This is a genomic window from Streptomyces sp. NPDC111507, from assembly GCF_055638955.1.
Genome location: NZ_JBVKBU010000006.1, coordinates 367,861 through 389,864, shown reverse-complemented (window position 1 = coordinate 389,864; position 22,004 = coordinate 367,861). Strand labels below are relative to the sequence as shown.

Sequence of the window (22,004 nt, the reverse complement as noted above, 5' to 3'; positions counted from 1 at the left end):
CACCACTGCCACCGCTGCCGCCGATCTCACCCGTCGGCGCCGCCGGTTCACCCTCGCCGCCAGGACCGGAAGGCCCGCAGGTGTTCCGGCGTGACCACGGTCTCCAGGCGTTCGTCTTCCTGGTCCCCGCCACCGAGCGCGGCCAGCAGCCGCCGGGCCGGTACGTTGCGCCGGGTGCGCTCCGCCGTCAGCCGGACCTTGACGCAGCCCAGCTCGTCGGCACGGTCGGCCAGCCACCGCAACAGCCGTTCCTCGACTCCCCGGCCGAGCGCCCGGCAGCTCATCAGCCAGGCCAGTACGTCGAGTTGGTCGCCGTCCGCACGGAGGGCGAGCAGTCCGATCTGGCCGTAGTCGCCGAACCGGTCCCGGGCCGCGGCCGTCCACACCTCGCCGCGCTCCCGCCACCGTCCGAGATCACCCCCGTCGGCGGACCGGGCCCGCAGGGTGAACTGGTTGGTACGGCGGACGAGTTGTTCGGCCCGCTCGACATCGGCCCCGGACAGGGCCCTGATGTCGACCTCAAGTTCCAACTGGGCGAGGAACTCCTCGAATCCGGCCTGCGCGCGCACCGCGTCCCGGTCCCGCTCCTGTGCGTAGAACCGCGCCCGCAGCCCGTCCTCGGCCGTCGCCGCGGCCGGCACGAGCGGCCACAACCTGCCCAGGAATGCGCCCAGTTCGGCCGACGGCGGGCACGTCACCGACAGCACTTCCGGCAGCGCGGACCGCACTCCCGCGATCTCAACCGGGTTGTCGTCGAGGAACAGGAAGCTGTCCGGACCGAGGCCGAGCGTCCGGGCCGCCTCGGCGAGCCGGCCGGACTTCGGGCCCCAGGCCGCGGAGAGCACGCTGAAGTGTTCGGCCTTGAGCAGGCTGTCCGGGCGGTCCAGGACGGCCCGTACCGTGGCCTCGTCGTTGTTGCTGACCAGTGCCAACAGCGCGCCCGCCGCACGCCACTGAAGGAGCCGGCGGGCGAGCAGGGCACGCGGCCCGGTCAGGTCCACCGCCGCCGGGCCGATCTCCCCGGCCACTCCACCCCACAACGTCTCGTCGCCGTCCACCGCGATCACCTTGGGCGCGGGGCGCCGTACCGCACGTACGACCTCGGCGAGGCACAGCGCCACCGCCGCCTGGAAGTGCGGGGTGAAGGGGAGGTGGGCGATGCGCTCGGTCCGCTCGTCGAAGGGTTCCTCGACGGCGTGGTACCGGGTCCAGTCGTCGGGGCGGAGCACCGCGATGCCGGGCGCCTCGGCCAGTTCGTCGGCTATCTCGCGCTCCCACCGTGCGAAACGGTCCTGCGCGTGCGCGGACGGCAGGAAGCCGACGACCAGCGGCTTCCGCGTCCGTTCGGACAGGGCACGCAGCGCGGCCGGGAACGCGGTCCGCAACTCGGCGAGCAGCGCGTCGTCCACCGGGCCGAACCGTTCCAGGTCCGCCGCCCGCAGCAGCGCCACGCCCACCGCCGCGGTGGGGTCGGCGAAGACGCCGGAGGGGTCACGCAGGGCGGCGAGCACCTGGTGGTACGGGGCTTCCGCGACGGTCAGGCCGCCGTCCCGCGCACCCTCCTCGACCGCCGCCTCGCACAGCAGGGGCAGATCCCCGAGGGCGAAGGTGGCGGCGAGCGCGAGCGACCGGCGCGGGGAGCGGCGAGTGTCCTCGGTCGCCCCCTCGGGCACCTCCACCGCCGTACCCGTCGTCGTACGGATCTCCGAAGTCGCCTCGGCCTCCGTGCCCGGCGTCGGACGGACCGCCACCGTCGGATCGTCCGCCGCCTCCGCGAGCAGCCGCAGGAACTCCTCCCCCAGTTCGACAGAGGTCGCCGCGTCCAGGATGTCGAGGTTGTGGTCGAGCCTGATCCGGCCCGCGTCCGGGGTCATGGTGATCATCAGGTCGAGGTCGGAGTACCCGGTCCCGGCGGGCAGGACCTCCAGGTGGGCGAGGCGGCCCGCCGAGAAGCGCACGTAGTTGAAGTACACCTCCACCAACGGCGCGTTCGCCCGGTGCAGCCCCTGTCGGGCGAGGGTCGACAGTACGTCCGAGAACATGGCGCCCTTCGCGAGGACCCGGTCGAGGCGGCCGTCGGTGCGGCGCAGCACCTGCTCGATCCGTTCGTCCGCCCCGGCTTCGGCCGGGAACGGCACCGGCACTCCGAAGAAGCCCACCGCGTCGTACGCGTCGGCGTGGATGCGGGTGTCGACCGGCACGGCGAGAACGAATCGTTCCTTCTGCCGCATCCTGGCGAGCAGCACGGTCAGGGTGCCGAGGCAGAAGGCGGCGGGCGTGATCGCGAGCCCGCTCGCGGCGGCCGACACCCGTTCCATGAGCCCGTCGGGGATCGTCACGCTCACGCTGCCGGCCCGGTACGAGCGTGTCGCCGGACGGGACCGGGCGAGCGTCAGGTCGAGTCGGGCACTGCCCTGGAAGGCCTCGCGCCATGCGGTCACGCCCTCGCCGGGCGTGTCGTCCGTCTGCTGCGCCTCGATCAGGAGATCGATGTCCCGGTTGGTGACGGCGTCGCCGAGCGAGGTGCCGGACAGTTCGGCGTCGAGTTCCGCCGCCACGAGCAGCAGCGACTGCAGATCGCTCACCGCGTGGTGCGCGCCGAACGCCAGGACCTGGCCCCGGCCACCGGCGTCGAGCAGCTCGAACCGCCACAACGGAGGATTCGCCAGGTCGAAGGACGGTTCCAGCAGCCGACGCAGCCGGTCGGCCGCGTCGAGTTCGTCGTCGCCGGGCACGTCCGTCCAGCGCAGCACCGGCCGTGCGAGCTCCCGGTCCACCCTGAGCAGCCGCGCGTGTTCGCCTCCGGCACCGGTCACGATGGCGGTGCGCAGCGCGGCGTGCCGTCCGGCGAGGCGGATGAGGATGCCGGTGAGCGCCTCGCGGGTGGTGGGCGTGGTGAGCCGGAGAGCCAGACCGACGGTGTGGGCCGCGTCCGGCATGCCCGGCCGGGCGCTGCGCAGCAGTCGCAGGACATCGCGGGTCGCGGGCCGCGGGTCGCTCTCGGGCACCTCGACGGCGACCTCGGGCCGCCGTGTCCCGGGCCGCCGCTCCCCGGCCCACGCGACCGTGTCCTGTTCGGCCAGCACCTCTCCGAGCGCCCGGGCCAGGCCGCGGATGTCGGAGGCGGAGAACACGGTGGCGGCCGGGAGTTCGGCGCCCAGCTCGCGGGCGAAGGCGTTGCGCAACCGGACGAGCATGAGGGAGTCCAGGCCGAGTTCCTTCAGGGCCGTGGTCGCGGAGACGTCCACCATGCCTTCGGAGACCTGGCCGACCCGGTCCCGCACATACGCTTCGAGGCGGTCCGCGCGGTCCCGTTCCGTCGTCGCCGCGAAGACGCCGGCGACGAGGTCGTCCGCGCCGTCACCGCCGGTCGGTACGGTGATCAGGTCGCCGAGGACCGGACGGGTGCGGGCCGCGTCCGGGTCGTGCGCGAGGGCCTCCCAGTCCAGGGCGAGGGGGGCGAGTTGGCGGCGGGAGGTGGCCAGCACCCGTTCGAAGAGCTCGCCCCCGTCCTGCGGGGAGAAGGCGAGCAGCCCGGACCGGCCGGCCTCGGCGGCCCGGGTGCCGGACTCGGCGGCCATGCCCACGCCCGCCCAGGCGCCCCAGTCCAGGCTCAGCGCCCGGCGGTCGACGCGGGAGAGGTGGTGCGCCCAGGCGTCGAGGAAGGCGTTCGCCGCCGCGTACGGGCTCTGTCCGGCGGAGCCGAGGAGACCGGCCGCCGAGGCGAACAGGACGAGGCGCTCGGCCTCCGGGATCAGTTCCGTGAGCAGTGTGGTGCCGAGGACCTTGGGGGCGAGCACGCGCAGGACGCGCTCGTCGGTCAGGTTCGCCACCGTCGCGTCGTCGAGGACACCGGCCGCGTGGACGACTCCGGCGATCGGCCCCGCTTCCCGTCGTACGGCGTCCAGGGCCGCCGTCAGTTCCTCGCGGTCGGCCACGTCGGCGCGGGCGAGGTGGACGGTGGTCCCGTGTTCTTCGAGACCCGTGATCCAGCTCGCGGTGTGCGCGTCGGGCTCGCCCCGGCTCATCAGGGCCAGTCGACGGGCGCCGCGGCGGACCAGCCGTTCGGCGACGACCCGGCCGAGGCCGCCCAGACCGCCGGTGATCAGGTACACGCCGTTGGGGGTGATCTCGCCGCTGCCGCCGTCGTCGGGGCGGGTGCGGGCCAGGCGCGGGACGAGTCGGCCCGACTCCCGCAGCGCCACGAGCCGTTCGTCGTCCGCGTGCCGCAGTTGTGTCCACAGGGCGTCGAGACCGTCGGTGGGCGGCAGATCGATCAGGGTGGCCGACAGCTCCGGGTACTCCTGCGCCACCGCGAGGCCGAAGCCCCAGGCGAGGGCCTGCTGAGGGTGCGTCACCCGCGCGCTGTCACCGGCGGCCTGGCTGCCCCGCGCGACGACGAAGAGACGGGGGGCCCGGCCCCGCGGCCGGTCCGCCAGCGCCCGTACCAGGTGCAGCGTGCTCAGGCAGCACAGCCGCGCCGCCTCCTCGGCCGCACCGGCATCCGTGATCGCCGGGGCGTCGAGCGCGGACAGCTGGACCACCCGCTCGGGCGGCCCGTCGGGGAAGGCCTCGTCCAGGAGGCGGGCCAGGTGCCGCGGATCGGCGGGGTCCAGCACGTAACGACCCGGTCCCTCCGCGCCGAACGACTCACCTCTGCGGGCGATCACGCACGGCACGGCCGGGCCGAGCCGCTCCTCCAGTTCGGCCGCGACACCCGTGTCGTCCGCCAGGATCAGCCAACTGCCCTCGGCGGGCGGCTGTTGCGCGGCCTGACGCGGCTGCCAGTGGGTCTCGAAGAGCGCGCCGTCCAGCGGAGACAGTGCGGCCAGTGCGAACTCCCGTGCCTCCAGAACCAGGTGTTCGTTCTCGTCCCACAGCCGCAGGTCCACGGTCGCCGTGTCGCCGTCCACGGATCGCAGTCGGCAGGTCGCCCACACGGGCGCCGTGCGCAGTCCGGTGAACCTCAGCTGTCCGACGGCCGCGGGCACGAACGCCCGGCCTCCGGGAGCGCCGCCCGGCAGGGCGGCCGTGTGGAAGGCCGCGTCGAGGACGGCGGGATGCAGCAGATGTCCGGCGGCGGGCGTGCGGGCCAGGCGGCCGAGGGCGGCCATGTCCGTGCGGCGGCCCTCCTCCAGCCCCCGGAAGGCGGGTCCGTAGTCGATGCCCAGGGCCGCGAGCCCGGCGTAGACCGCTGACAGATCGACCTGTTCGTCGCACCGTTCACGCACGGCGTCGAGCCGCTCTTCGTCCTCGGCGGCGGTTTCCGCGGTGACCGCGAGCCGTCCGCTGACGTGCCGCTGCCACGGTGCGCCGTGCCCACCGGCGGGTGTCGAGGCGATGGTGAAGTCCCGGAAGCCGTCCTCGGCCGGGCTCAGGACCAGTTGCAGCCGTACGGGCCGGTCCACGTCCAGTGACAGCGGCTGTACGAACCTGACGTCGGCCAGCCGTACTTCGCCGCCGCCCCGCAGCGCGGACGCGGCCTCCAGGGCCATGTCGAGGAAGGCGGCGCCGGGCAGCCAGACCTCGCCGGTGACCCGATGGTCGGTGAGATAGGCGAAGCGGCTGTCGTCGAGGTCGACGTCGGCCTGGAAGAGGTGCCGGTCGGGTGCGTCGCTGGCCTCCAGGTGCGTGCCGAGCAGCGGTGATCCACCGGCCGAGGCGGTGGCCGGGGCGGGCGCGAGCCAGTGGCGTTCGCGGGCGAAGGCGTAGGTGGGCAGGCCGACCCGGCGGCCCTCCGGGAACAGCAGCGGCCAGTCGGGCGTGTGCCCGGCCGTGTACAACTCCCCCAGCCCGCGCAGCAGTACGTCGTGTCCGTCGCTCTGCCGGCGCAGCGAGCCGATGCCGACCGCGTCGATCCCGGCCTCCGCCGCCACCGCCTCGATCGACGAGGTGAGCGAGGGGTGCGGGCTCAGCTCGACGAAGTAGCGGTAGCCGTCGTCCAGCATCCGTCGGATCGTGTCCGCGAACCGGACCGGCTCCCTGAGGTTGGCGTACCAGTGGTCGGCGTCCAGCCGGTCGCCGGGGACGGGTTCGGCCAGCACCGCCGAGTACAGCGGGGTCGGTGTCCGGGCGCCCCTGACACCGGAGAAACGCTCGAGCAGTTCCGCGTGGAGCGGGTCCATCAAGGGGGTGTGCGAGGCGAACGGTGTCGACAGCGGGCGTGCGGCGATGCCCCGCTCGTCGAGGCGGCGGCGCAGTTCGGCCAGCGCGTCGGCCTCGCCGGAGACGGCCGTGGACCGGGCGCTGTTGACCGCCGCGACGAACAGGCGGCCCGTGAACGGCGCGAGCAGCTCCTCGACCCGCGCGGAGGGCAGTTCCACGGACAGCATGCCGCCCTGGCCCACCAGCGGTACGACGGCCTGCCCGCGCCCGGTCACGACGGTCACGGCCTCGTCCAGGGTGAGGGCGCCCACGCTGTACGCGGCGGCGATCTCGCCCAGGCTGTGCCCGACGACGGCGTCCGGGCGGACGCCGAGCGCGCGCCAGGCGGCGGCGAGTGAGGCGTTGACTGCGAACAGCACCGGTTGCAGGAACTCGGTGCGGCCGAGCGGGGCGAACTCCTCCGGCGCCCGCAGGGCGTTGAGCACCGACCAGCCGGCCCGTCGGCGAACGGCCTCGTCGATGCGGACCAGCTCCTCGCGGAACGCCTCCGACCCGGCCATCAGCTCCACGCCCATTCCGGGCCATTGGCCGCCGTGCCCGGCGAAGACGAAGGCCACCCTGCCCGTCCCGTCGTCGCGGGGCGCGGCAAGGGGCGCCCGCCCGCTCGCCAACGCGTCGAGGCGTAGCAGCAGTTCGTCCCGGTCACCCGCGACGAGGGCCGCGCGCCGTTCGAAGTGGCTGCGGTGCCGGGCCAGGGTGTGGGCGACATCGAGGAGAGTGAGGTCCTCGTCGGCCTCCTCGGTCAGGTGGTTCGCCAGTCGCGCGGCCTGCCCCCGCAGGGCGGCCTCGCTGCGTCCCGACAGCACGAACAGCCGCTTCCCCGACGGGACTTCGTCCGTCCCGTGTGCCGTCTCGACCGGCGGGGCCTCTTCCACGATCACATGCGCGTTGGTCCCGCTGATCCCGAAGGCACTCACTCCGGCCCGTCGTGTCCGCCCGGGCGACGACGGCCAGGCCACCGTGTCCCGCACCAGCCGCAGCCCGCTGTTCTCCCAGTCGACGTGCCTGCTGGGGGTGTCGGCGTGCAGGGTGCGCGGCAGGGTCCGGTGGCGCAGCGACTGCACCACCTTGACGAGCCCGATCACACCCGAAGCCGCCTGCGCGTGACCGATGTTGGACTTGAGCGAGCCCAGGTACAGGGGGTGGTCCTGCGGACGTGAGTGGCCGAAGACCTCCGCCAGGGCGTTCGCCTCGATCGGGTCGCCCAGCGTGGTGCCCGTGCCGTGCGCCTCCACATAGTCGATGTCGGCGGCCTCCAGCCCGGACAGCTCCAGTGCCCGCCGGATCACCTGTTCCTGCGCCGGGCCGTTCGGCGCGGACAGCCCCTGGCTGCGGCCGTCCTGGTTGACGGCCGTGCCGCGCAGCACGGCCAGCACCTCGTCACCGTCGCGCCGGGCGTCGCTCAGTCGCTTCAGTACGACCATGCCGGCGCCCTCGGCCCAGATGGCGCCGTCGGCGTCATCGGAGAAGGAGCGGCAGCGGCCGGTCGGGGACAGGCCCCGCAGCCGACTGAACTCCACGAAGGTTCCCGGGGTCACCATCACCGTCACGCCACCGGCGAGGGCGAGGTCGCACTCTCCTGACCGCAGTGCCTGCGCCGCCAGGTGCAGTGCCACCAGCGACGAGGAGCACGCCGTGTCCACGGTCAGCGCGGGGCCGCCCAGCCCCAGGGCGTAGGCGAGCCGCCCCGAGGCCACGCTCAGCGCCGAGCCCGTACCGACGTACCCGTCCAACTGGTCGAGGCGGGACCCCGCCAGATAGTCGCTGCCGAACATGCCGACGTACACACCGGTGGTGCTGCCCGCGAGTTCGGCGGGCACGATCCCGGCGCGCTCCAGCGCCTCCCACGCCGTCTCCATCAGCAGCCGTTGCTGCGGGTCCATCGCGGCCGCTTCCTTCGGGGTGATCCCGAAGAAGCCCGCGTCGAAGGACGCCAGGTCGTCGTGGTTCAGGAAGCCGCCCTCACGGGCGTAGGACTTGCCGACGGCGTCCGGGTCGGGGTCGTACAGCGCCGCCACGTCCCAGCGTTCGGCCGGGAAGGGGCCCACCGCGTCGCGCCCCTCCGCGACCAGGTTCCACAGGCCTTCCGGATCGCTCACACCGCCCGGCAGCCGGCAGGCCATGGCGACCAGGGCCACCGGTTCGTCGGAGGTCGGCGTCGTGGTGCGTGTTGTCCGTGGGGGCCGTGTGGCGGGAGTGGTGCGGTCGCCCGCCGCGAGGGCGGTGGACAGCAGGTGCGCGGCGAGCCGGGCAGCGGTGGGGTGGTCGAACAGCAGGGTGGCCGGGAGCTTGGCGCCTATCCGGGCGCCGATCCGGTTGCGGAGTTCGACCGCCGTCACCGAGTCCATGCCGAGTTCGCGCAGCGGCTGGTCGGGGCGGACGGACTCCGTCGAGCGCAGGCCGAGGGCGCGGGAGATCTCCTCGCGGACCAGGGCCAGGACGCGTTCGGCGCGTTCGGCCTCGGGCAGCCGGGCCAGTCGGTCGGCCAGACCGTCGCCGCCGCCGCGTCCGGTGCGGGGCGCGGGCAGCAGCGAGCGCCACAGCGCCGCCGTACCGCCGTCCGTGGTGGTCACGGTCTCGCGCAGGCGGGGCAGGTCCAGGGCCCAGGCGACCAGGTGCGGGGCGCCCTGCCGCAGGGCGAGTTCGACGAGTGCGCGGCCCTGGTCGGGGGTGAGGGCGCGGTGGCCGAGGCGGGCCATCCGGTCCAGTTCGGCGTGTGCGGCGGCGAGGCCCTCGCCCGCCCATGCACCGAAGGAGAGGGAGACGCCGGGCAGGCCCAGGGCCCGCCGGTGGTGGGCGAGTTGGTCGAGGAAGACGTTGGCCGCCGCGTAGTTGCCCTGGCCCGCGTTGCCGACGACTCCGGCGGCCGAGGAGACCAGCAGGAACAGGTCGACTCGCGCGTCGGCGGTGAGCCGGTGCAGATGGGCGGCGCCGTCGACCTTGGGGCGCAACACCTGTGCGAGGCGTTCGGGCGTCAGCTCGGCGACCACCCCGTCGGCCAGGACTCCGGCGCAGTGCACGACACCGCGCAGTGGCGCCTCCTCCCCGATACCGGCGAGCAGCCCGGCCACGGCCGCCGCGTCCCCGATGTCGCAGGCCGCGACCTCGACCTCGGCGCCCAGCGCGGTCAGTTCGGCGGCGACCTCGGCGGCGCGCGGATCGTCGGGTCCTTGACGGGACGTCAGAAGCAGGCGTGGAACGCCGTGTTCGGCGAGCAGCCGGGCGAGGTGCCGTCCGACGGCACCGAGACCTCCGGTGATCAGCACCGTGCCGTCGGTGGGTACGAGGGTGGGGCGGCCGACCAGGTCGAGGACGACCGGGGTGCCGGCCGCGTCCCGGTTGCGGGCGCGGACGAGTCGCGGCGCGAGCAGGGTGTCCGCGCGGAAGGCGAGTTCGGGCTCCTCGGCGTGGGTGGCGGCAGTCGGGAGCGCGTCGGCCGGGTCGGAGTCGTCGAGGTCGAGCAGGGTCAGGCCGAGTTCCGGGTGTTCGGCGCGGGCGCTGCGCGCGAGTCCCCACAGCACGGACTGGGCGAGGCCGGGCACGGTGTCCTCGTCGACCGTCCCGACCGCACCGCGCGTCACCCACACGGTCCGGGCGGGTGCCGCGTCCTGCGGGAGGGCGATCAGGGCACGCAGTTCGGCCAGGGCCGCGGCCGCCAACTCCTGGGCCGTGGCGGCTGGTTCGGCGTCCGCCGCCGGGCGCGGCCAGAACCGGACGAGCACGTCGACGCCGCCCGTCCCGCTCACGTCCGCGCCGTCCGTCCCGCTCCGGACGTGGGTCCCCGCCGCCGCGAGGCCGCGCAGGGCGCCGGCGACCTCCGGGTCCGAGGGGTCGCCGACGACGGCCCACTCGGTGCCCGGTGCCGCGGCGGGCTGTTCGGGTACGGCCGTCCAGACCACCTCGTACAGGTGCCGGGCGTTCTCCGGGGTGCCGTTCAGGTCCGCCGGGTCCGCGGCCCGCAGTCGTACGCCCTCCAGACGACCGGCCGGGAAGCCGTCGGTGTCCCACAGCGTCACGTCCAGGGTGAGGTCCGCGCCGGAGCCGCCCGTGCGTCGTACGGCCGCGGTGAGGTCCCTCGCGCCACCGGGCGGCAGGACGCACCGGCCCATCGCGACCGGGAGCGGCACCCGGCCGTCGGACACGTCGAGCCCGGCGGCCACGTGCAGCGCCGCGTCCAGCAGGGCGGGGTGGAGGGGGTACGGGTCTGCCGCGTCGCGGGCCGTGGGCGGCAGCGAGAGCCGGGCCAGCAGTTCACCGTCGCCGGTCGTGACCGCCGACCGTACGCCCTGGAAGGCCGGGCCGTAGCCGAGGCCCAGTTCGGTGAGCCGCTCGTAGGTCCCCGGGGCCCAGGCCGGTTCGGCTGCCTCCGGCCACGCCGGGGGCCGTTCCCCCGTCGGCGCGGCGGGCGCGGACGCGGACGCGGTGGCGTGCAGGGTCCAGCCCGTGGCCTCTTGGCCGCGCGGGCGGCTGTGCACGGTGATCTCCGGTACGTCACCGGCGGTGACCACCTCGACGGACACCTCGACCGTGCCGGAGTCGGGGAGGGTGAGAGGGCTGAGGAGGAGCAGGTCGGTGAGGTCGGCCGGGTCGTCCGGGCGGGCCACGGCGAGCGCGGCGCGGCAGAGTTCCATCAGGGTGGTGCCGGAGACGACGGTCCGGCCGAACACGGTGTGGTCGGGCAGCCAGTCGGCGGTGTCCTTGGACCACTCGCCCCGGAAGGTCCAGCGGGTCTCGTCCGGCGACTGGAGCTGGATACCGAGCAGGGGGTGCGCGGCACGGTCGAAGAGGCCGGAGGCACCGGTCGTGGACTCGGGCTCGATCCAGTGGCGCCGCGGATCCCAGGCGTACGTCGGCAGGTCGGCGGGGGCGATGTCGGGGACCAGCCGGCGCCAGTCGATCCGCCGTCCGTGGACGTGGAGTTCGGCGGCGGCCCGGTCCAGGCAGGCGGGCCCGTCCTCGTCGCGGCGCAGTGAGCCGACGGCGACCAGGTCCTCGTGGCCGGAGTCCTCGGCGACGGTGTGCAGGGCGGTGACGAGGGAGGGGTGGGGGCCGAGTTCGACGAAGCAGCGGTAGCCGTCCGCGGCCATGCGCTCCACGGTGGGTGCGAAGCGCACGGGCTCGCGCAGATTGGTGTACCAGTAGTCGGCTTCCAGCTCCTCGGTGACCGGCTCGCCGGTGACGGTGGAGTACCAGGCGACGGAGGTCGGGCAGGTGGTGACGCCGTCGAGTTCGTCGAGGACCGTCGCGCGGACGGGCTCGACCCGGGGGCTGTGGGAGGCGTAGTCGACATCGAGGCGGCGGGCGAAGACCTGCTCGCGGTCGAGGTCGGCGAGCAGGGTTTCCAGGGGCTCGACGTCACCGGCGATCACCGTCGAGCGGCCGCTGTTCACGGCGGCGACGCAGACTCGTCCGTCGAGGTCGGCGAGGCGGTCCTCGACCTCGGTGTGCGGGAGGGCGACGACGGCCATGGTGCCGGTGCCCGACAGCCCGGTCAGGGCCTGGCTGCGCAGGGCGACCACCGCGGCGGCGTCGTTCAGGCTGAGCGCGCCCGCGACGCAGGCCGCGGCGACCTCGCCCTGGCTGTGCCCGACCACGGCGTCCGGCCGTACGCCCCGGGCCCGCCACACCGCGGCCAGGGACACCATCACGGCGAACAGGACCGGCTGCACGACGTCCACACGGTCCAGCGGCGGGGCGCCCTCGGCACCACGCAGCACGGCCGCCACCGACCACGTGGTGAAAGGGCGCAGAGCGGCGTCGCAGCGGTCGAGTTCGTCCGCGAACACCGGGTCGCGGTCGAGCAGATCGCGGGCCATACCGGCCCACTGGGAGCCCTGGCCGGGGAAGACGAAGGCCAACTTGCCGGTGGGGACGGCCTGCTGGGGTCCGACGACCGTATCGATACCGATGCCGGTGCCGGTGCCGGTGCCGGAGTCCGTGCCGCTGTCGGTTGGGCCCTCGGCGAGTGCGCGCAGGGCGGTCAGCAGGCCGTCGAGGTCGGCCGCCCGGACGACGGCCCGGTGCTCGAAGTGCGTGCGGTGGTGGGCCAGCGTCGCGGCCACCTCGGACAGCGCCGGCCGCGGCTGTTCGCCGAGCGCTTCGAGGAGGCGCGCGGCCTGGCCCCGGAGGGCGGGGAGGGTGCGGGCGGAGAGCGGGAAGAGGGTCGCGCCGGGCAGCTCCGCCAGGGGTGTCCCGGCGGCCGGCCGTACGAGGTCCCGCGGCGCCTCCTCCAGCACCACGTGCGCGTTCGTACCGCTGATCCCGAACGCGCTCACCCCGGCCCGCCGCACCCGGTCGCCGCCCCGCGGCCATGCCCGGGCCGCGCTGTGCACCCGCAGGCCGCCGCCCGCCCAGTCCACGTGCTCGGTCGGGGTGTCGGCGTGCAGCGAGGCGGGGAGCAGTTCATGGCCGAGGGCCAGGACCGTCTTGATGACACCGCCGATGCCCGCCGCGGCCTGGGTGTGACCGATCTGGGACTTGAGGGAGCCGACGCCGAGCGGCCGGTCGGCCGGGCGCCCCGGCCCGAAGACGGCGGCGAGCGCCCGGCCCTCGATGGGGTCGCCGAGCCGGGTGCCCGTGCCGTGCGCCTCGACGTGGTCCAGGTCGTCCGGGCGGAGTCCGGCCGCGTCGAGGGCGGCGCGCACCACCCGTTCCTGCGCCGGGCCGCTCGGGGCGCTCAGACCCTGGCTGCGGCCGTCCTGGTTGATGGCCGACCCCTTGACGACGGCGAGGACCCGGTCGCCGTCGCGGCGCGCGTCCGCGAGCCGCTTGAGCAGCACCAGACCGCAGCCCTCGGCCCACACCACGCCGTCCGCGTCGGTCGAGAACGGGCTGCACCGCCCGGACGGCGACAGCCCGCGCAGTCGGCTGAACTCGACATGTCCGCGCGGGGTGACAAGGAGCGTCGCGCCGCCCGCCAGCGCCAGGTCGCACTCGCCGCTCGCGAGCGCCCGCGCGGCCAGGTGCAGGGCGACGAGGGAGGAGGAGCAGGCGGTGTCGACGGTGACCGCCGGGCCCTGGAGTCCGAGGGTGTAGGCGATGCGCCCGGAGGCCACGCTGGACGCGGAACCGGTGCCCACGTGCCCGTCGAGCCGGCCGAGCGCGGCCGAGGCCTGGTAGCCGCTGTCGTACAGCCCGATGTAGACGCCGGTGGAGCTGCCGTTCAGCGTGTCCGGCACGATCCCGGCGCGCTCGAACGTCTCCCACGCGGTCCCGAGCAGCAGCCGCTGCTGGGGGTCCATGGCCGCGGCCTCGCGCGGTGAGATCCCGAAGAAGGACGCGTCGAAACGGTCGATGCCGGAGAGGAAGCCGCCGCGCAGGGTGTACGCCTTGCCGGGGGCCTCCGGGTCGGGGTCGTAGAGCCCCCGGGTGTCCCAACGGCCCGCGGGCACCTCGGTGATGGCGTCCTCGCCGGAGGCGAGCAGCCGCCACAGCGCCTCGGGGTCGTCGGCGCCGCCGGGGTAGCGGCAGCCCATGGAGATGACGGCGATGTCCTCGTCGCTTCGTACGGGCGCGTCCGCCGGCACCGGCGCCGCCGCGCCGACGGGCCCTTCGTCGAGGACCGCCGCGGCGAGCGCCGCGATGGTGGGGTGCTCGAAGACGAGAGACGGCTCCACGGCGCGGCCGATCCGCCCGGAGAGCTCCGCGGCCAGGGTCACCAACTGGCGTGATCCCAGGCCGAATTCGGCGATCGGCCGCTCGGGGTCGACGGCCAGTGGGTCGAGCCCGGCCGCCTCGGCGACGGCCGACGTCAGCCAGGCCCGCACGTCCTCGGAGGTCACGTCCTCGGAGGCCGTGAGGGACATCTCGGGGAACTGCTTCGGGGACTCGCTCGCAGGCATCGGGAAAGGTGTCCTCGTGAGCTCGGGTTCAGGCGGATTCCGTACAACGGGTACGGCGACGGTGGACGGCGACCGGTGGACGGCAAGGGGTGTACGGCGGAGACACCGGCGCGCGACCGAGAAACCCCTGGCGTACGGCGGGTACGACCGGGGTGCCCCGTCGGCGCGGGTGTCCGCGCCGACGGGGGGTGACCTCGTCTACCTCATGTCGCGGCGGGCGCGCCGACCACCGCGAGGGCGTCGGCGAGGTAGGCCGCCCGGGAGGCGTGGCGCTGGATCTTCCCGCTGGACGTCTTGGGGATGGTGCCGGGGTGGACCAGCACGACGTCACGCACCGCGAGGCCGTGGGCCTCGCCGATCGCGCTGCGGATCACTTCGGTGATCCGCTCGGAGTCGGCCGCCGCGTCCAAAGCCGTCTCGGCGACGATGACGGGCTGCTCGCCCTCGACACCGCCGTCCACGGAGAACGCGGCGGTGCAGCCCGGCCGGAGCGCCCCGTGGGACATCTCGGCGGACAGCTCCAGGTCCTGCGGGTAGTGGTTGCGTCCGTCGATGACCATCAGGTCTTTGAGGCGGCCGGTGACGAACAGCTCGCCCTCGCGCAGGAATCCGAGGTCGCCGGTCCGCAGGAAACGGTCCGGACGGTCCTTCAGCGTGGCCCGGAAGGTCTCGCGGGTGGCGAGGGCGTTGCGCCAGTAGCCCTTGGCGACGCCCGCGCCGCTCACCCAGATCTCGCCGACCTCCCCCTCGGGCAACTCCTCCCGCCGTTCGGGGTCGGCGATCACCACGGTCGTACCGGGGACCGGCCGCCCGGAGCCGACGGCGGCCGCGTCGGCCGCGCCCACGTGCGGCCCTGACCCGGAGGCCGGGGCGAGGGTGGGCGGGGTGTCGACCGAGCCACCGGTGACGATGAGCGTGGCTTCGGCGAGGCCGTAGCACGGATAGAGGGCCTCGCGTCGGAAGCCGGCCGGGGCGAAGGCCTCGGTGAAGCGCCGCAGGGTGGCGGCCCGTACCGGTTCGGCGCCGTTGAAGGCGACCTTCCACCGGCCGAGGTCGAGTCCGTCGAGGAGTTCGGGGGTGGCGTGCTTGAGGCACAGCTCGTAGGCGAAGTTGGGGCCGCCGCTGGTGTGCGGGCGGTAGCGGCTGAGGGCGGTCAGCCAACGCGCGGGCCGCTGGAGGAAGTGCAGGGGCGAGAAGAGCGTGGCGGTGGCGCCGAGGTGGACGGTGTTCAGGACCGGGCCGATGAGGCCCATGTCGTGGTACACCGGCAGCCAGCTGACGAACAGTTCGTGCTCGTACTCCGCGAGCGTGTCCGGGGTGTGGCCCATCCGCTCGGTGACGGCCCGCTGGTTGTCCAGCAGGTTCCCGTGCGTCACCATGACGCCGCGCGGGGCGGAGGTGGAGCCGGAGGTGTACTGGAGGAAGGCGACCGAGTCGGCGGTGAGGTCGGGTTCGCGCCAGGAGTCGGCCGCCTCGTCGGGTATGTCCTCGGTGGCGACGCAGGTGAGCCCGTCCAGTTCGGGCAGGTGTTCCGCCTGGGCGGCCAGGGTGGCGAGCACCTCACGGCCGCCCAGGATCACCTTGGCGTCCGCGTCGGCGATGAGGCGCTTCATGCGGGTCAGGGCACGGTGGTTCTGCGACCGCCCCTGCGGGGGAACGCCCGGCACGGCGACGACCCCGGCCGAAAGACAGCCCAGGTAGCCGCAGATGAACTCCAGGCCGGGCGGGTACAGCAGCAGAGCGCGCGATCCGGCCAGGCCGCGTTCCTGCAGCCAGGCGGCGACGGCTCGGGACCGACGGGCCAGACGTCCGTACGAGATGTCCTGGATCTCTCCGTCGCAGTCGCCCGTGACGAGGTAGCGGTATGCCGTCCGCTCCGGCTGTTGCGAGGCGTGCGTGGTCAGTAAGTCGACCAGGGAACGAGCCATATGAGGAGTCTCACCTGTTCGAATGAGTGAGCGAGAAAAGTGGAGTTCGAAGGCCGCGGGGTGCGTACGCACAGGTGTCACCGGCCGCCCGGCCCCCTTGCCGGACAGTCCCTCGCGACCAACCCGCCCGAGGAACGGCGGCGATGCATACGCCGGTCCCTCGTGCCCCCCGCTCGGCTTGCTACTAACGAGTAACACGATAGCAAGACTTGTCGGCCCCGTGGATGTAACCCCGGGTATTCAATAGGTAACTGGCCAAACTGCCGTCCCCCACGCCTTCATGACGTGTCGGGAGCCCCGGGGTGTTCGATGTGTGCGGCGAAGGCGGCGAGGTCGGCGACCACGCGGTCGGGCTGCTCCCAGTGGACGTCGTGCCCGACGCCCTCGTAGGCGATCAGGCGTGAACCGTGGATGGCGTCCAGGATGGTCCGCTGGTCGCCGCGGGACAGCAGGTCGTCCTGGTCACCCCAGATGACGAGGGTGGGCACCAGGATGCCCGCGAGGGTCGCGCGCAGATCGGTGTCGAGCAGTCCGCGCAGGGTCTCCTGCCAGACGTACGCGGGGACCTTGAGGTTTTCGTCGATCATCGTCTCGACGAGGCCCCTGGCGACGGGCCGGTCCACCGCGCCGGAGACGAACTCCTCGACGAACTCCCGGGGGACGGGGTCCGAGAGCCCTTCTACGGCCTCCCGCATCCGGGTCACCGCCGGCTTGTCCTCGAGCGTGCCGGGTACGCCGATCAGCACCAGCCCCGAGATCCGGTCGGGATGACTGCCCGCGACCATCCGGGCGGGCACGCCGCCGCTCGAGGACGCGACGAGCACCGCGCGGTCGATGTCGACGGCGTCCAGGAAGGCGACGAGGTCGGCGGCGTAGTCCTCGGGTGTGTAGCCCCCGGACGGGCGGTCGGCGTCGCCATGGCCGCGCTGGGTGGGCGCATAACCGCGCAGGGCGGCCGGAAGGCGTCTGAGGAGGGGCTCGAAGGCCCACCAGGAGTCGCCGAGCCCGTGCACGAAGACGACCGGTGTGCCACCGGGGTAGCCGGCCTCGGCGTAGGGCAGCGTGAGTCCTTCCCGCACCTGGGCGGACTTCAGGGAGATCACGGTCACGACACCCTGCCTCCTTCGCTCCGCCGCCCGGTCGGTGGACCAGGAGCCGAGAGCGAGCGGCGATCACTTCCGACAGTACCGACGAGTGACGGGGCCCGCGTCTCAGGACGTCCGAACGAAGCGCGTGAGGGCGGCGGGGCCGCGGCCGGCCGGTCGAGGATCGTCGCCCACCACACCGGGCTCTGCGTGCCACTGTTCGTCCAGCCAGGTGGGCGCGTTGTGCAGGAACGTCTCGCGCACGGCGGCGGGCAGCCGGTCCCAGGTGCCGGGTCCCATGGCCACCTCCTCCACGAACTGCCGTGCGCCCTGCCGGTACTCGCCCTTGCCGAGATGGGCGAGGACGGCGTCCATCGAGGCTCGCGTCGGGCGCAGTTGCCTCAGGGCGTCCGGATCCTCGGCCACGATCGCGGGCTGCCACGACGTGTGGTCGCTCCACGCACCGTGGACGAGGACGAGCGGGTCGCCCTCCCCGACGACTTGCTGGTAAAGGTCCAGGTCGCCTGTACGCAGCAGGGGCATGCGTGACTCCTGTGAGGGGAGGGCGAGCGGGAGCGGCCCGCCGTGAGCATGCCTTCAGTGTGCGCCGCAAGCACCGGCCGCGACGTCAGGACACGGTGCGGTAGCGGTGTTCGGGGCGGCCGGTCGCGCCGTAACGCAGTTCCAGTCGGACCATGCCCTCCCGGACGAGGTAGGACAGGTAGCGCTGGGCCGTGGCGCGGGAGACGCCGGTGAGTTCCGCCGCCTCGGCCGCCGACACGTCCCGGCGGGCGGCGCGGACCGTCTCGTGGAGCAGGGCGAGGGTCGGCGCGGAGTGGCCCTTGGCCGGGACGGCGGGCAGGGCGGTGGGGCGGACGACGCTGAACAGGGCGTCCACGTCGGCCTGGTCGGTCTCCGCCTCCGGGCCCAGGACGTCCACCCGGTGCTGGAGCGCGCGGTAGGCGGCGAGCCGCTCGGCCAGGGCGTCGGCGCCGAAGGGCTTGACGAGGTATCCGACGGCTCCGAGCTTCATCGCGGTCCGTACGGAAGTGATGTCCCGGTCGGCCGTGATCACGATGGCGTCGGGGCGGGCGCCACCCGCGTCGCCGGTCAGCTGTCGCAGCACGTCGAGGCCGCTGCCGTCGGGGAGGAAGATGTCGAGGAGCAGCAGTTCCGGGTGGAGCGTACGGACGGCGTCCAGCGCCTCGGCCACGTTCGCCACCTGGCCGACGACCTCGAAGCCCTCGACGCGGGCCACGTATGTGCAGTGGAGTCCGTTCACCCGGAAGTCGTCGTCCACCACCAGGGTCCGTATCACCAGCGCTCCCCTCCATCGGCCGCGGCCAGGGCGCCCGCCGGTACCGGCAGGGCCGTCGTGAACAGTGCGCCCCGCGGCGCGGGCGCGGCGTCCGGCAGGGGCAGCGTCACGGTGAAGACCGCCCCGGGCCCCTCGCTGACCGTGATGGTGCCGCCGTGCCGCTGGACCAGCCGGTGGACCAGGGCCAGTCCGAGGCCGCGCCGGGCGGTGCCACGGTCCGGCCGGGTCGACCAGCCGTCCTCGAAGATGGACTCGGCCGCGCCCGGCGGGATGCCCGGTCCGGTGTCGGCCACCCGCACCAGCACCTCCGTGGTGGCCTCGACGACCGTGAGCCGTACCTCCCGGCCGCCCGCCGGGGCCGGTCCGCCGACCGCGGCGTCGAGGGCGTTCTCCAGCAGGTTGCCGACGATGGTCAGCAGCCGGTGCAGATGCGGCGGCTGCTCGCCGAGCGCGGAGTCCTCACCCAGCACGATCCGTACGCCACGCTCGGCGGCGACCGTCGTCTTGGCCACGATCAGACCGACCATCAGGGCGTTGCCGATGTGCTCGCGCACCGACTCGGTCAGCTCCTGGTCGGCCCCGGCCAGCTCGACGGCGTACTCGTACGCGGACTCGTACTCCCCCACGTCCAGCAGCCCGGCCAGGGTGTGCATCCGGTTGGTGAACTCGTGCTGCTGGGCCCGCAGCGCGTCCGTCAGCCCGCGCACCGAGTCCAGTTCCCTGAGCAGTCCGACCAGTTCGGTGCGGTCGCGCACGGTGACCACCGCGCCCAGCGCCCGGCCGTGCAGCGTCACCGGCATCCGGTTGACGGCCAGGCAGTGGTCGTCGGTGAGGACCGTGATGTCCGTCCCGCTGAGGCTGCCGTCCAGCGCTCGGCGCAGCCGCCCCTCGGGCAGGACCTCGTCCAGCCGGCCGCCCAGTGCCATGCCCAGACCGAGCAGATGGCGCGCCTCGTCGTTGATGACGGTGACCCGGCCCTCGGGGTCGAAGGCGACCACGCCCTCCCGGATGCCGTGCAGCATCGCCTCCCGGTCCTGCAGCAGCCCGGCGATCTCCTCCAGCTCCAGCCCGAACGTCGTCCGCTTCAGGCGTCTGGCCAGCAGGAACGCGGCCACCGAACCGAGCGCGGTGGCGATCGTGGCGTACAGGCCGAAGGTGGGCAGCTCCCGCCAGAGCTCGCCGAGTACGTCGCGTTCCGGGATGCCGGCCGACACCTCGCCGACCAGCGTGCCCGTGGGCCCGTACAGCGGAGCCTTGCCGTTGGCGGACCGCCCGGTCGCGCCCTGGTCGGAGCCGACGTGAGTAAGGCCGTCCAGCACCGCGATCGGCTCGCCCACCGGCTCACCGATCAGTGCCGGAGTGGGGTGCGAGTGGCGGATGCCGTGCAGGTCGATCACGACCACGTACGACGCCCCGGACGCTATTCGGATCCGTTCGGCGACGGTCTGCACGATGTCGCCGCCACCGCCGTACTCCATGGCCTGCCGGATCTGCGGCTCGGCGGCCGTGGTCTGGGCGATGGCCAGCGCCCGCTGCTCGTAGGAGCGGTCGATCTCGGCCCGCTGAGCGAACGCGAACAGTACGAAACCGATGGCTCCGGAGAGGGCCAGGATGGCCAGTTGGCTGGCCAGAATCCGCGCGGAGAGCCTCCCCTTCCAGGCGCGGCCGATCCGGATTCGGATGGGCATCACAGGTGCCTTCGCCCTTGTCTTGCTGCCGGGCCCGGCCCCTTCGCCGTAACCCGTGGTGGCGTGATTGTGCCCCACCAGGGACATCCTGCCCACCCCCGGCCCACTGAGCAGAACGTGCAGAACCCCGGTTAACACAACTAACGCGAGATACGTCTGAAACAGCGACGTACTACGGGGCGGCCTCTAGCGTCTGCCTTCCTCGACCCCGAGGTTAGGGAAGGAGACGGCCTCAGATGGCTTCGCGAAACGATGCCGCGTTGAGCACGGTCGCCGACAAAAGCGGCCAGGACAGCGCGCGAGTCGAGATTTCAGGGCTCACCAAACGATTTCTGACTCCCGCGGGTGAGGTGTTCACGGCGCTGCAGGACGTTTCGTTCACCGTGGAGCCTGGCCAGTTCTGCGCGGTGGTGGGCCCGACGGGCTGCGGCAAGTCGACGACCCTGAGCATGGTCTCCGGGCTCGACCGGCCCAGCGAGGGCTCGGTCAAGGTCGGCGGCCGTGAGGTGGACGGTGTCACCGACGGCGTCAGCTTCATGTTCCAGACCGACGCGCTGCTGCCCTGGAAGACCGTCCTCGGCAATGTGCTGATGGGCCCGGTCTTCCGCGGCGTCCCCAAGCAGAAGGCCCAGGTCTCGGCGCGCGACTGGCTGCGGCGGGTGGGCCTGTCCGGGTTCGAGGACCGCTACCCGCACCAGCTCTCCGGCGGTATGCGCAAGCGCGTGGCGATGGCCGCGGCTCTGATCAACGAACCGAAGATCCTGATCATGGACGAGCCGTTCGGCGCCCTGGACGTGCAGACCAAGGCGATCATGTCAACCGAGCTGCTGGGCCTGTGGGAGCAGATCCGTCCGTCGGTCATCTTCATCACCCACGACCTCGACGAGGCCGTGGCGCTCGCCGACCGGGTCGTCGTCATGACGTCCAGCCCCGGATCGGTCAAGGCGGTCTTCGACATCGACCTGCCCCGCCCGCGCGGCGCGGTCCAGGAGATCCGCTTCCAGCCCCGCTTCATCGAACTTCAGCACCAGATCTGGGAAACGCTGCGCGAGGAGGTGGAGCGCGCCTACGCACGCACCGCAGGAGGTACGGCATGAGCACGACGTCCGCAGTTTCCGCCGCGCTGGTCAAGGACGGCGCACCGTCCGCGGCCGCGGCCACCGCGAAGCGGGCCGCCCGGCGGCGCACCGCGCTGGTGTGGGCGGGCCGTATCGGCCTCGCGGCCTTCGTCGTCGGCGGCTGGCAGGCGTTCACCACCTGGGGGATCGTCGACCCGTTCTTCTTCGGGCAGCCGTCGGGCATCGCCAAGCGGCTGGTCGACCTCTTCCAGCACGGCACCGAGTTCGGGTCCTTCTACTCGAACATCTGGACAACGATCCAAGAGGCGCTCGCCGGCTTCGCCCTCGGGGCCGTCGCCGGCGTGATCTTCGGCGTCGCACTCGGCCGGAGCCGGTTCCTCGCCGATGTGCTCGGCCCCTACATCAAGGTGGTCAACGCGATCCCGCGTATCGTGCTCGGCTCGATCTTCATCGTCGCGTTCGGCATCGGTGTGCTGCCGAAGATCCTGCTCGCCGCGGTGCTGGTGTTCTTCATCGTCTTCTTCAACGCCTTCCAGGGCGTCCGTGAGGTCGACCGCAACATCCTCGCCAACGCCAAGGTGCTCGGCGCCTCGCAGACGCAGATCATCCGGCACGTCACCGTGCCCTCCGCGCTCACCTGGATCATCGCCAGCCTGCACAGCGCCTTCGGCTTCGCCATCGTCGGCGCGCTGGTCGGCGAGGTGCTCGGCGCGCAGAGCGGGCTCGGCCTGGTCATCAAGACCGCGCAGAACCAGTTCGACCCCAACGGCGTGTTCGCGACGATGCTCGTCATCTCGGTCATCGTGCTCGGCGCCGAGTGGCTGATCAGCAAGCTGGAGCGCCGGCTGCTGTCGTGGCGCCCGCCGGCGCCGACCGAGGCGAACTCCCTCTGACGCCCCG

8 protein-coding genes are annotated in these 22,004 nt (G+C 73.4%); 2 read left to right on the top strand and 6 right to left on the bottom strand.

The features are described from left to right. Nucleotides 1–47 precede the first annotated feature (47 nt). From ACZ7M2_RS25935 to ACZ7M2_RS25910, 6 genes are all read right to left on the bottom strand, one after another. Nucleotides 48–14,006 (bottom strand): SDR family NAD(P)-dependent oxidoreductase, encoded by a 13,959-nt coding sequence (locus ACZ7M2_RS25935; RefSeq protein WP_471597272.1) that lies wholly within the window; start codon nucleotides 14,004–14,006, stop codon nucleotides 48–50. Between the two features lie 203 nt (nucleotides 14,007–14,209). Continuing rightward, nucleotides 14,210–15,934, bottom strand: a complete 1,725-nt coding sequence (locus ACZ7M2_RS25930; protein WP_471597271.1) for a fatty acyl-AMP ligase — start codon at nucleotides 15,932–15,934, stop codon at nucleotides 14,210–14,212. A 278-nt stretch (nucleotides 15,935–16,212) separates the two neighbouring features. Beyond that, nucleotides 16,213–17,043: an alpha/beta fold hydrolase gene (locus tag ACZ7M2_RS25925; protein ID WP_471597270.1), complete on the bottom strand. Its 831-nt coding sequence runs from the start codon at nucleotides 17,041–17,043 to the stop codon at nucleotides 16,213–16,215. Between the two features lie 102 nt (nucleotides 17,044–17,145). Further along, nucleotides 17,146–17,562, bottom strand: coding sequence for a hypothetical protein (locus ACZ7M2_RS25920; protein WP_471597269.1), 417 nt, complete (start codon nucleotides 17,560–17,562; stop codon nucleotides 17,146–17,148). A gap of 85 nt (nucleotides 17,563–17,647) precedes the next feature. Continuing rightward, nucleotides 17,648–18,337, bottom strand: coding sequence for a response regulator (locus ACZ7M2_RS25915; protein WP_075025584.1), 690 nt, complete (start codon nucleotides 18,335–18,337; stop codon nucleotides 17,648–17,650). Next, nucleotides 18,334–20,025: an ATP-binding protein gene (locus tag ACZ7M2_RS25910; protein WP_471597268.1), complete on the bottom strand. Its 1,692-nt coding sequence runs from the start codon at nucleotides 20,023–20,025 to the stop codon at nucleotides 18,334–18,336. The genes ACZ7M2_RS25915 and ACZ7M2_RS25910 overlap by 4 nt, the downstream gene beginning before the upstream one ends. Before the next feature lie 236 nt (nucleotides 20,026–20,261). On the opposite strand from ACZ7M2_RS25910, the gene ACZ7M2_RS25905 reads away from it, so the two are divergent. Both ACZ7M2_RS25905 and ACZ7M2_RS25900 read left to right on the top strand, forming a co-directional pair. Beyond that, nucleotides 20,262–21,122, top strand: a complete 861-nt coding sequence (locus tag ACZ7M2_RS25905) for an ABC transporter ATP-binding protein (protein WP_075025582.1) — start codon at nucleotides 20,262–20,264, stop codon at nucleotides 21,120–21,122. Next, nucleotides 21,119–21,997, top strand: a complete 879-nt coding sequence (locus ACZ7M2_RS25900) for an ABC transporter permease (RefSeq protein WP_471597267.1) — start codon at nucleotides 21,119–21,121, stop codon at nucleotides 21,995–21,997. The genes ACZ7M2_RS25905 and ACZ7M2_RS25900 overlap by 4 nt, the downstream gene beginning before the upstream one ends. Nucleotides 21,998–22,004: the final 7 nt, after the last annotated feature.